Source organism: Rhizobium sp. RHZ01 (assembly GCF_014851595.1).
Classification (GTDB): Bacteria; Pseudomonadota; Alphaproteobacteria; order Rhizobiales; family Rhizobiaceae; genus Rhizobium; species Rhizobium altiplani.
This window is the reverse complement of record NZ_JACUZZ010000004.1, coordinates 192454-204378: the sequence shown is the minus strand read 5'-3', so window position 1 is coordinate 204378 and position 11925 is coordinate 192454. Positions and strand designations below refer to the sequence as shown.

Here is an 11925-nt window from a genome sequence, read left to right as displayed (position 1 = left end):
GCAGACAAACAAAACCGGCCGCAATCTCATTAGGAATGCGACCGGTTTTGAACTCTGGGAAACCGCCAGGCAAATCAGCCGTCTGCAGCCTCGTCGCCGTCATTTGCATCAGGGCCGCCATTCTGCAGGAAGCGGTCCGCAATCAGGCCAGCATTCTGACGAAGCGCCGTCTCGATCTCGCGCAGGAGATCCGGATTGTCACGCAGGAACAGCTTCGCATTTTCGCGGCCCTGGCCAAGACGCTGGCTATTATAGGAGAACCAGGCCCCTGATTTCTCGACGATACCCGCCTTGACACCAAGGTCGACCAGTTCGCCGGTCTTCGAAACGCCTTCACCATACATGATGTCGAATTCGACCTGCTTGAAGGGAGGCGCCATCTTGTTCTTGACGACCTTGACGCGCGTCTGGTTGCCGATGACCTCTTCCCGCTCCTTGACTGCACCGATACGACGGATGTCGAGGCGAACGGACGCATAGAATTTCAGCGCGTTGCCGCCGGTCGTCGTTTCCGGCGAACCGAACATGACACCAATCTTCATGCGGATCTGGTTGATGAAGATGACCATGGTGTTGGACTTCGAAATCGAAGCCGTCAGCTTGCGCAGCGCCTGGCTCATCAGGCGCGCCTGAAGGCCCGGCAGATTGTCGCCCATTTCGCCTTCGATTTCGGCACGCGGCGTCAGCGCGGCAACCGAGTCGACGACAAGAACGTCGACAGCGCCGGAACGCACCAGCGTATCGGTGATCTCGAGCGCCTGCTCGCCAGTATCCGGCTGCGAGATCAGGAGGTTCTGCAGATCGACACCGAGCTTGCGGGCGTAAACCGGGTCAAGCGCGTGTTCCGCATCGACGAAGGCACAGATGCCACCCTTCTTCTGCGATTCCGCTATCGTCTGCAGCGCCAGCGTCGTCTTACCCGAGCTTTCTGGTCCGTAAATCTCAATGATACGGCCCTTTGGAAGGCCGCCGATGCCGAGCGCTATATCCAACCCGAGAGAACCCGTCGAAACCGTCTCGATCTCGACGACATTCTCATTCGAGCCGAGCTTCATGATTGAGCCCTTGCCGAACGACCGCTCGATCTGTGAGAGTGCCGCTTCAAGTGCCTTGCTTTTGTCCACCGATTTGTCCTCTACAAGCCGCAATGTATTCTGTGACATTCGATCCACCTTTAGGTTATTGAAGCCGCTCAAGCAATGTCGCCAGCGATGGCGATTTTGTACCGCATTTGTTCTCATTGCGCAAGTTGCGTGCAAATAATTGAAACAAAAAGGTAAATTTGCCAGTGTTCTACATTTGTTTTCGTGATGGAAAGCAACGGCTTAGATATAGCGCTCTGGTCGCCAGCCGACCAGCGGCGGCAGGACGATTCGTATCTTTCGACCATGCGGGACGATGAAATGAAGCGGAAGATTCTTGTCCTCGGCGGAGCCCACATCGACAGGCGCGGACGCATCTCAGGCGACACCGTGCCAGGCGCCAGCAATCCAGGCTCATGGTTTGAGGAGCCGGGCGGCGGCGGCTTCAATGCGGCGCGCAACCTTGCCAGGTTGGGCTTCGATGTGACGATGATTTCACCGCGTGGCGGCGATCCGATCGGCGAGATGGTCGGCGAGGCGGCCGACTTCGCTGGGGTTCATGATCGCCCCTTCATTTTCCTGGATCGGAAGACGCCGAGTTACACCGCAATCATCGAGAGCGACGGAAACCTCGTGATTGCGCTTGCCGACATGGATCTCTATCGGATGTTCGTACCGCGGCGCCTTTCGATCCGTGCCGTACGTGACGCCTTTGCCGCCACCGATTTCATTCTCATTGATGCCAACCTGCCGGCAGAGACGCTGGCATCGATCGTCGAGCGCGCAAAAGCTCTCGGCAAGCCGGTGGGCGCGATCGCCATCTCGCCCGCGAAGGCCCTCAAGCTCAAACCATGCATCGAAGGGATCGACTATCTTTTCCTCAACGAGGCCGAGGCTGCCGCATTGACCGGCGAGCGCCCAAACGATCCCGCGCACTGGCCGTCACTGCTGGGTGACATCGGTTTACGCGGTGGCGTCGTCACCCGCGGCCAACGCGAGCTGATCGCCTTCGCGGATCGCCATGTTGTTGCCCAGCAGCCGGCAAACCTCGAAGATGTCGCGGATGTCACCGGTGCGGGTGACTCGCTTGCAGCCGGCGTTATCTCCGGATTGATGCGTGGAATTTCCTTAGCCGATGCCATCAGGGAGGGCGCCGCGGCCGCGGCACTTACCGTACAATCGCCGCATGCCGTCAATGAAAACCTCTCCCCAGATCTCGTGAGGGAGACACTTTCCCTTGTTCCGCCGGCGAGAATTCTGCATTGAAGGCAATACCGATGAAATGGAAGCGACAATGACGAAACCGATCTCCCCCCTCCTGCCGATCGCCTACTCCAAGGAAGTCGCAAGCGCCAAGCAGCGCGGCGCGCCGATCGTGGCGCTTGAATCGACCATCATCACCCATGGCATGCCCTACCCTGGCAACATCGAGATGGCCCGCAGCGTCGAGGCGCTCATTCGTGAGCAGGGCGCGGTCCCAGCCACCATCGCGGTCATTCACGGTACGCTGCATATCGGCCTCGAATCCGACCAGTTGGAGCAACTGGCGCAGGCCAAGGACGTCCTCAAGGTTTCGCGCGCCGATCTCGCCTTTGCGATCGCCGAGCGCCGTCACGGCGCAACGACCGTCGCAGCAACGATGATCGCCGCCGAGCGTGCCGGTATCAAGGTCTTTGCAACGGGTGGCATCGGTGGCGTCCACCGCGGCGCGGAAGAAAGCTTCGATATCTCCGCTGACCTCGAGGAACTCGGCCGCACCAGCGTCATCGTCGTTTGCGCCGGCGCCAAGGCGATCCTCGATATACCGAAGACCCTTGAAGTCCTGGAGACCGCGGGCGTGCCTGTCGTCACCTACGAGAGCGAGGAATTCCCGGCCTTCTGGTCACGCTCGTCCGGATTGCGCAGTCCGCTGACGCTGAACAGCCCGGCTGCCATCGCCAACTTCCAGACTGTACGCGAGCAGCTCGGCATTGACGGCGGCATGCTCATTGCCAATCCGGTGCCGGAGGCAGACGAGATCCCCCGCGAGGAAATGGAAATCTATATCGAGCGCGCCCTCGACAGCGCCGAGCGCGACGAAATCAGCGGCAAGGAAGTAACCCCTTACCTGCTCAGCACGATCTTCGACCTGACCGACGGCCAGAGCCTAAAGACCAACATTGCGTTGGTGGAAAACAATGCTCGACTCGCGGCAGAAATTGCCGTCGCGCTGGCTGGCTGAGTTCGAAAAAGGGGCGCTGCGGCGCCCCTTAACTGTCCAGCGTCTCCTTGACGACGACGGCAAGCTGCTTGAGGGAGAACGGCTTCGGCAGGAAGCCGAACTTGGAATCCGGCGGCAGGTTGCGGGCAAACGCGTCTTCGGCATAGCCTGAAACGAAGATGAATTTCAGGTTCGGATAGTTCTTGCGCAGTTCGCGCAGCAGCGATGGACCATCCATCTCCGGCATCACGACATCCGAAACGACGATGTCGACCTTACCCTCGAGCTCGTCCATGATATCGAGCGCCTCGATGCCGGACCCGGCCTCGTAAACCGTATAGCCGCGCGTCTCAAGCATGCGCTTGCCGCCGCGACGCACCGCTTCCTCATCCTCGACCAGCAGGATCACAGCCGAGCCTGTCAGATCCTCGGGCTGCTCCACCGCGGCGGGCGCCTGTTCCGCAGGTGTGCCGATAGTAGGCGTGACGGCATCGCCTTCCGCGGCAACCGCTGGCTCGACAATGTGGCGCGGCAGGAAGACGCGGAACGTCGTGCCTTTGCCAACTTCCGACTCCGGCTGAATGTAGCCGCCCGATTGCTTGACGATGCCGTAAACCATCGCGAGGCCAAGGCCCGTTCCCTTGCCCACTTCCTTCGTCGTGAAGAAGGGCTCGAAAATCTTGTCCATGATCTCAGGCGCAATGCCGGTCCCGTTGTCCGAGACCTCGATGAGGACCATGTCCTCATGCGGCATGTAGGAATAGTTGAAAGCCGCCACCTCTGCCGCCGTCACGTTCTTCGTGCGAAGCGTCAGCTTCCCGCCCTGCGGCATCGCATCTCGCGCGTTGACGCAGAGGTTTATCAGCACCTGCTCGAACTGCGACAGGTCGGTCTTCACAGGCCAGAGATCACGGCCATACTCGACGTCGAGCTTTACGTTGGTACCGGACAGCAGGCGATCGACCAGCATCCTGAGGTCGCCAACCACATCGGTGAGATTGAGCACCGTCGGCCGCATCGTCTGCTTGCGCGAGAACGCCAGCAGTTGCCGCACGAGCACGGCCGCGCGATTGGCGTTGCGCTTGATTTCCATCAGATCCGCAAAGCCAGGGTCCGCCGGCCGGGCCTGCAGCAGCAGATGATCGGAGGACAGCAGGATCGCGGTCAGGACGTTGTTGAAGTCGTGCGCGATCCCGCCCGCGAGTGTGCCGACCGCATTCATCTTCTGCGTCTGCGCCATCTGCGCTTCGAGCGCCTTCTGCTCAGTCACCTCGACGGCATAGACGATCGCCGCCTCTTCCGGCGTCTCGTCGCTCTGGTCGATCACCGCGTTGACGTAGAAGCGGAAATGGCGTGCTTCATCGGTTGGCGTGCGCGAGTCGATCGGCGGGATATCGCCCTGGCGGTCCTTCGCCGCCGCGAGCGCCTGCTGCAGTTTGGATTTGTCGCTGTCCTGCACAATGACTTCGAGCAGCGCGCCGTTCTCGACATCATCTCGGGAAACGATACCCGAAAACAGCTTCAGGAATGGGGCATTGGTTCGCAGGATCCTGCCTGCCCCATCCACCGAGGCAATCGCCATCGGCGTGTTGTTGAAAAAGCGGGTGAATCGCATCGCGGCGGCCGAGGCGGACTGATCGTTCTCGCCGCTCTTCTGCCGCGTCAGTACGATCGACCGGCTCTCTCCAGGAGCGCCATCGCGCATCGACGTCACGCTGTGGACGATCTGCGCCGGCAGGCTCTGGCCGTTCATCTTCTTCAAGTCGAGATCGAGCGTCACCGTCTTTTTCAGGCCCGGATCGGCCTGCACCGACTGAATAAGCGCAAGCCCCTCGCCCGCGACAAAATCGCCGATCGTGACCGAACCCGGAACGAACTTGGTAAGATCGATGCCAAGCCATTCCGCCAGCGTTGCGTTGAGGTAGAAGATCTCTCCCTTGCGGCCGGCCGAAAAGAACCCGGCTGGTGCGTGGTCGAGATAGTCGATCGCATTCTGCAGTTCCTTGAAGAACCGCTCCTGATCGTCGCGCTCGGAGGTAATGTCGCTGATCTGCCAAATGTGGAGCGGCTTGCGTCCGATCTCCTCGCTCTGCAGGGTCCGTGCTTTCAGGCGGTACCAATGCGCTCCGGAACCGTTTGTCGAGGGGCCCAGGGACCGCAGCAGGCGGAATTCTTCGCTCCCCTCCCGGCCTTCGCGAAGCCCGTTGGAAAGGCGATAGAGCGCCTCGTTCGATTCCCGATGACGCGACAGCAGCGCTTCGAGCGTCTGAACTTCCGTCGACTTGCGAGCGCCCGTCAACTCGCCATAGGCCGCGTTCGCATAAACGATACGGCCTTTGTCGTCGGTGATGAGAGAGCCGTCGGGGTGACTGTTCAAAAATGCCCGCGCCAGGCTGTCGGACTGCCGCTGCGGCATGACTTCGATAAAGCCGATCACCGACGACACGAGGAAGAAGATCCCGACCATGGCAAGCACGCCGAGAACGCCGAGCACCATTTCGTTGTCGAGAGAACTCTTGAAAACGACGAACGCCGCGGCTGCGCCGATCAGCACAAGGGCCAGCAGGATGATCCGCAAAGCCGTTCCCGTGCGGCCCCCGCGGTCCAAGAGCGGTTCGCTATAATCGTCGGCCTGACGCGGTCTCGTCATCTATTCCCTCGCATGGCCTGCCGGGCTTCACTCGTAACAAGGAGACAAAGCAGGAATCAGGCGCCTTTTCCTTCTTACCAATTTGCGGTCTCCGCAAAAACACTGCTCTCTGTGAAGACTGATTGAATTCACAACGAAGAGCGCCAATTTCGCCATTAAAATGCGTTGTTAAGAAAGCATGTTCGAATTCCACTTCGGGTTGGCATGACTGGACAAGGCCATCACGACTTGTCTACGAAGTGGTAAAAGTCGCCATGTGGTTCAAAACCGCGAAGGGAGTAAGCCAAGATGTTCGATGATCTCATGGGAGCCTATGGGAGCCGCTTCCTTCTCGCCGCCGGCGGCGTTGGCATAGCTCTATTACTGCTGATCGTCGTGCTCTGGTTCATGCGTAACCGCGCACCTTCGCCCTTCCTTCGGGGGGGCCGCAACCGCCAACCACGGCTGCAGGTCCTCGATGCAGCCGCCGTCGATGCGCGCCGCCGCCTCGTCCTCGTCCGTCGGGATGACGTCGAGCATCTGATCATGATCGGCGGGCCGACCGATATCGTCATCGAGAGCAGGATTGGTGAGGCCACCGACAAGTCCGCACCGGTCGAGGCAACTGCTCAACCAGCCCCAGCCCTGGTGGCGCCGGCTCCCGCCCCTATCGCGCCACCACAGCTCGAGGCAGCGCCAGAGCCGCCGGCGCCCGTTCACATCGTACCGACCGAATCCCAGTATGTGCCCCCGGTCCGCGGTCATACGCCATCCGAACCCTACGTGCCCGAACGTGCGCCGATCGAAGCCAGGCCAGAACCGGTCATGGTTGCGACTCCCGCCTCGCCTGCGCCCGTCATCGCCGAACGTGAGCGTGCCCCACGCCCAGCGCCGTCTTTCGACCCGCGTCCTGAACCGCGACCGGCACCAGCCCCGATCGAAGCCTCGGCCGCGGCAGACATCCTCGATTCCGCCCGTCAACGCGTTTTGCCGCAGCAGCGCATCGAGCCGCAGGTGACGCAGCCTTCCGTCCGGAGCACTCCCGCGCCCGCACAGCCGTCATCGGCGTTCGTCGAGGTCGGCACGCTGGCGCCTGCCGCGCAGCCGAGCGACTTCCAGCGCATTCTCGAAGAGGAAATGACGAGCACGCTTGCCGCCGAGCGTATTGTGCCGACGCCACAGGCGCCCGCCGCAAAACCCGGTCCGGCGTCAGGCAACCAGCCTCGCCGCGATCCTGAAATGGCGCCGCTCACCGGCGCGGATGCCGCTCTTCAAAACGAAGTCGCACGCATTTTCGGCGAGATGAGCGTTAACCGCGACAAGTAGCGGATCAACCGAACAAAACAAAAAGGGCACCACGGTTTGCGTCGCGGTGCCCTTTTTGTTGTCGGTATGTAGGGACTTATTCGTCCCGGTAGACTTTTTCCCGCCGCTCGTGCCGCTCTTGAGCCTCGATAGACAGCGTCGCAATCGGTCGAGCATCAAGCCGCTTGAGCCCGATCGGCTCTCCGGTCTCCTCGCAATAGCCGTAGGTGCCGTCTTCGATACGTTGCAGTGCTGCGTCGATCTTGGAAATCAGCTTTCTCTGGCGATCGCGGGCGCGCAGTTCGATGGCCCGGTCGGTTTCGGACGATGCCCTGTCAGCAAGATCCGGGTGGTTTGCGCTTTCCTCGGCCAAGTGGTCGAGGGTTTCGCGCGCCTCTCTGAGGATGTCATTCTTCCAGGCGACCAGCTTGGCTCTGAAGTAAGCCCGCTGATTGCCGTTCATGAACTCTTCCTCTTCCGAGGGTACGTAGTTGCTAAGATCGATCTTCTCACTCAACGCGATTCTCCTGAAGCAGATCTCATGTGGCGGGTGTATATCGCGAGCACTACTGGTGATTCAAGCCAAATACGCTAGGTAAACAGTTTTTTAAATCTGTCATATTTTTGAGCTAACAGACTATTTTCTCACCACTATTCCCCCGAACGCCTATTCGCCTCCCGGTAACTCCGCACTTTCCTACCCGGATTTGGCCGCAACACCTGGCGCTGCGGTTGACGTGCGTGCCGCCGACCCGCTACTGAAAAAGTCCCTTCGACGTGGATTTTCCTATGGCTGCAATCACGCCTCCACCCTCCCGGATCTATCTGCTGCGGCATGCCGAAGCCGCTTGGGCAACACCCGGGCAGCGTGATTTCGACCGTCCCCTGAACGCGAAAGGCTATGCAGACGCCGAGCTCATCGCCGACAAAGCGGCGGACAAGGGGTACCGGCCGGATCTGCTTCTGAGCTCGACGGCAGCGCGTTGCCGCGATACTGCCGACGCGGTGCATCGGGCCATGGGCTCCACGCTCGAGCTTCGATTCGTCGATGAACTCTACAATGCATCGCCTGATATCTACCTCGAGATCATCGACGCCCAGGAGGCGCTCGGCTCTGTCATGCTTGTCGGCCACAATCCGACCATGGAGCAGACGCTTGAAGCGCTGATCGGTCACGAGGCGCTCCATCAGGCATTGCCGACAGGCTTTCCGACTGCCGGACTTGCGGTTTTGGACTATGACAGCGAGTTGACAGGCTGGCAGCTCGTTGATTTCGTGATCGACTAAGGTCTTTTCGCGGAACGTCTTTTCGCGTCGATCTGCCCTTCCTATATGGCTTGTCACGATTAGAAACCGGAACTCCGCCTTGCCGCCCAGCCTGACCTCCCTCTCCGATGACGCGCGCATCGCCCTGGACAATTTCGCGGACCGGGCATCGGGCCTCATCAATCCCACGGTGCGCCTTGGCGTCACTGGCTTGTCGCGTTCCGGCAAGACGGTCTTCATTTCCTCGCTGCTTCACAATCTGCTGCACGGCGGGCGGCTGCCTCTCTTCGAGCCAGTGCAGTCAGGTCGTGTCTCGGCGGTGCGTCTTGAGCAGCAGCCGGATGATGCCGTGCCGCGCTTCCAGTACGAAGATCACATCCGCTCACTCGTGAAGGACCGCGTTTGGCCCGATTCGACGCGAGCAATCTCTGAACTGCGCATTACGCTCGAATACCAGAGCGCCAGCGGCTGGAACCGGCTCTTCTCGCCCGGCCGCCTGTCGATCGACATTGTCGATTATCCGGGCGAGTGGCTTCTTGACCTTCCGTTGCTTGGAAAGGACTATCGGACGTTTTGCGAAGAGACGATCGCCTTGGCCGGAACGGGCATTCGTGCGGAACTCTCACGCGCCTGGCTTGCCCTTACACGCGCCACAGATAGCAACGCCCCGGCAGACGAAATGCGGGCTCGCGACCTCGCCACCGCTTTTGCCGATTATCTGAAAGCCTGCAAAGCCGATGAACGCTCGCTTTCCACGCTGCCGCCTGGCCGCTTCCTGCTACCCGGCGATCTCGACGGCTCTCCTGCCCTGACCTTCGCGCCGCTTGCACTCACGCCGGAAGCCAAGCCGCAAAAGGGATCGCTTTGGGCGATGATGGAACGACGCTATGAGGCCTACAAATCCGTCGTCGTGAAGCCCTTCTTTCGCGAACACTTCGCCCGTCTCGACAGGCAGATTGTCCTCGTCGATGCGCTGCAAGCCATCAACCGTGGTCCGGAGGCCGTGCAGGACCTCGAACGCGCCCTGACGGACGTTCTGGCCTGCTTCCGCTCGGGCACGAACTCATGGCTGACGTCGCTGCTTGGCCGCCGTATCGATCGCGTCCTTGTCGCCGCAACCAAAGCTGACCACCTGCACCATGAAAGCCATGACCGGCTCGACGCCCTCACCCGCCGCCTGGTCGACCGTGCCGTCCAACGCATTGGTGTCACGGGCGCGGGAATCGACGTCATGGCACTGGCTTCGGTCCGCGCCACGCGCGAAGCGACGGTGAAACGCGACGGCCATGACCTCCCGGTCATCGTCGGAACACCGATGGCAGGCGAGACTATCGGTGGAGAGAGCTTTGACGGCCACAAGAAGACGGCAATCTTTCCGGGCGACCTGCCGGCAGACCCGGAGAACCTGTTCGAGCGTATCGAATCCGGAGAAAATATCGTGCTGCCCGATGTCAGCGTTGTCCGTTTTCGGCCGCCGCACCTCGAAGAGACCGGTGGCGGCATAAAGCTTTCGGTCCCGCATATTCGCCTCGACCGTGCCATGCAGTTTCTGTTCGGAGATCGCCTCGCATGATCAAGCCGCCCTCCGAACACCCCGCACAGCGCGCGCCGGCCGCCTTCTCCTACGAGGAGGACACGCCCTCCACGCCTGTCACGACCAAACACAGCCCGCGAAAGCCCGGTAGCTTCACGGACGATGTCGTGCTGACCGCCGACGAGGACGATCCATTCCTCAACCCCGAAAAGGATGTCCCTCCAATTGCTGTCGCGCTGCCGCGCAAGCGTGGCACCTCATTCGCGAAAATCGCTGCCGCCGCTTTCGGCGTTCTCTTCTCCCTCGCCTTCGGGCTTTGGACCGACAGCCTCATCCGCAATCTTTTCAGCCGCGCGGATTGGCTCGGCTATGCGGCCCTTGGAGCGCTCGCAATCGGCATTCTGGCGGTGATTGCCATCGTCGTTCGTGAAACGGCGGGCATGATGCGGTTGGCGGCCGTGCAGGAAATCAAGGCGGAAGCTGAGGCCGCCATGGTGGAGACGAAGCCGGCGAAGGCACGTGCGCTGGTCAAGCGGCTGGAATCGTTGCTCTCCGGAAAGCCGGAGACGGCGAAGGGCCGGGCCACGTTGAAGGCGGCCGAAGGCGACATCATCGACGCACCGCATCTCATCGCCCTCGCGGAACGCGAGCTTCTGATACCGCTCGACCGGCAGGCGCGGGCCCTGATCGTCAACGCTTCGAAACGCGTCTCCATCGTCACCGCCGTCAGCCCGCGCGCGATCGTCGATCTCCTGTACGTGCTCTACGAGGCGGCCCGGCTTGTCCGAGCCATGGCGGATCTTTATGGCGGCCGGCCGGGAACGCTGGGCATGATCCGGCTGATGCGTGATGTTCTAGCGCACCTCGCCGTGACCGGCTCGATCGCGGTCGGCGATAGCCTCGTGCAGCAGGTACTTGGCCATGGATTGGCGTCGAAGCTGTCGGCGCGCCTCGGCGAAGGCGTCATCAACGGCCTGATGACGGCCCGCATCGGGATCGCGGCGATGGATCTTTGCCGTCCCCTTTCTTTTCACGCGCTGAAACGTCCGGGAATCGGCGATTTCATCGGGGACCTGACACCGTCCATGACAGCGCGCGACAAGAATTCCTGAGAATTGAAACTTTCGTCGCGCCTGCCGTGGCAGAAGCGCTGCACCAAAATACTCGTCAAGAATTCAACGCACTAACATTCCGCGCCGTCCTCTGCGAGCCGCGGAATTACTTGCTGCTCATTGCTTTTCGGCCTAAAAGAAACCAAGCATTAACCATTCTTCGGCAAAACTTGAACCTAGTTAAGCGATGGTGTCGCTAGGGAAAATCCATGTATTCGCGCAAGTTTCTTCTTCTTTTCGGCCTGGCTGCGGCGGCGTTGTCACCGGCCGCCGACATGGCTTCGTCGGCGACTGCGGCGACACGTGACAAAGCCTTTTTCGAGTCTGTCGCCGGCACTTGGCGCGGTCCCGGCGAGATCGTTGCCGGAAAGTACAAAGGCACGAAATTCACCTGCAATCTGGTGGGCGAACCAGTGAGCGCCGGAGGTGCTGGCATCAAGCTCGACGGAAGCTGCAGGGTCGGCGTCTTCAAGCAGCCGATGACCGCGCTCATCACCCAGTCGGGGAGTTCCTACAAAGGGAAGTTTCTTGACGGCGCCGAAGGCAAGGGGCTCGACGTCGTGTCAGGTGCTGTCACACAGGATACCGTCGTCGTCGGCCTCAATCGTTCCAAGCTCAACGGCGCCATGATCGCCCGTGTCCGTGACGACAAGACCATGAACGTCACCGTTTCGGTCAAGGTCGAAAGCCAGATGATCCCCGTCATCGGCCTGACGCTGACGCGCCAGGTCGACGAAATCACGGTCGGCTCTGTCGAATAGCGTTCCAACCCCAGACATTCCAAAAGCGGCGGATTT

The 11925-nt window shown here is 60.8% G+C and carries 10 protein-coding genes; 7 read left to right on the top strand and 3 right to left on the bottom strand.

Annotated elements, in window-relative coordinates; all coding sequences use genetic code 11:
• Positions 1–74 precede the first annotated feature (74 nt).
• Complete coding sequence (gene recA, locus IB248_RS07100; RefSeq protein ID WP_016554154.1) at positions 75–1163, bottom strand: recombinase RecA; 1089 nt, start codon at positions 1161–1163, stop codon at positions 75–77.
• A gap of 240 nt (positions 1164–1403) precedes the next feature.
• Here recA and IB248_RS07095 point away from each other — a divergent pair, with 240 nt between their 5' ends.
• Both IB248_RS07095 and IB248_RS07090 read left to right on the top strand, forming a co-directional pair.
• Positions 1404–2348 carry a carbohydrate kinase family protein gene (locus tag IB248_RS07095; RefSeq protein ID WP_192240606.1) on the top strand — a complete coding sequence of 315 codons (945 nt, stop codon included), beginning with the start codon at positions 1404–1406 and terminating at the stop codon, positions 2346–2348.
• Between the two features lie 28 nt (positions 2349–2376).
• Positions 2377–3303, top strand: a complete 927-nt coding sequence (locus IB248_RS07090) for a pseudouridine-5'-phosphate glycosidase (RefSeq protein ID WP_025661688.1) — start codon at positions 2377–2379, stop codon at positions 3301–3303.
• Between the two features lie 28 nt (positions 3304–3331).
• Here IB248_RS07090 and IB248_RS07085 read toward each other — a convergent pair whose 3' ends face one another.
• Entirely contained in the window at positions 3332–5932 is a 2601-nt protein-coding gene (locus tag IB248_RS07085) for a PAS domain-containing sensor histidine kinase (protein ID WP_018854851.1), read from the bottom strand.
• A 288-nt stretch (positions 5933–6220) separates the two neighbouring features.
• On the opposite strand from IB248_RS07085, the gene IB248_RS07080 reads away from it, so the two are divergent.
• Complete coding sequence (locus IB248_RS07080; protein ID WP_018854850.1) at positions 6221–7237, top strand: flagellar biosynthetic protein FliO; 1017 nt, start codon at positions 6221–6223, stop codon at positions 7235–7237.
• Between the two features lie 76 nt (positions 7238–7313).
• On the opposite strand, the gene dksA is transcribed toward IB248_RS07080, so the two are convergent.
• A complete protein-coding gene (gene dksA / locus IB248_RS07075) occupies positions 7314–7733 on the bottom strand; it encodes an RNA polymerase-binding protein DksA (RefSeq protein ID WP_007532954.1) in 420 nt (139 codons plus the stop codon).
• Positions 7734–8005: 272 nt separating this feature from the next.
• Here dksA and IB248_RS07070 point away from each other — a divergent pair, with 272 nt between their 5' ends.
• The 4 genes from IB248_RS07070 to IB248_RS07055 all read left to right on the top strand — a co-directional run bounded on the left by IB248_RS07070 (position 8006) and on the right by IB248_RS07055 (position 11889).
• Positions 8006–8503 carry a histidine phosphatase family protein gene (locus IB248_RS07070; protein WP_018854849.1) on the top strand — a complete coding sequence of 166 codons (498 nt, stop codon included), beginning with the start codon at positions 8006–8008 and terminating at the stop codon, positions 8501–8503.
• Positions 8504–8582: 79 nt separating this feature from the next.
• Positions 8583–10055, top strand: a complete 1473-nt coding sequence (locus IB248_RS07065; RefSeq protein WP_018854848.1) for a YcjX family protein — start codon at positions 8583–8585, stop codon at positions 10053–10055.
• Positions 10052–11128: a TIGR01620 family protein gene (locus IB248_RS07060; protein ID WP_018854847.1), complete on the top strand. Its 1077-nt coding sequence runs from the start codon at positions 10052–10054 to the stop codon at positions 11126–11128. Before IB248_RS07065 ends, IB248_RS07060 begins: the two co-directional genes overlap by 4 nt.
• Positions 11129–11337: 209 nt before the next feature.
• On the top strand, positions 11338–11889 hold the full coding sequence (locus tag IB248_RS07055; protein WP_192240605.1) for a hypothetical protein: 552 nt from the start codon (positions 11338–11340) through the stop codon (positions 11887–11889).
• Positions 11890–11925: the final 36 nt, after the last annotated feature.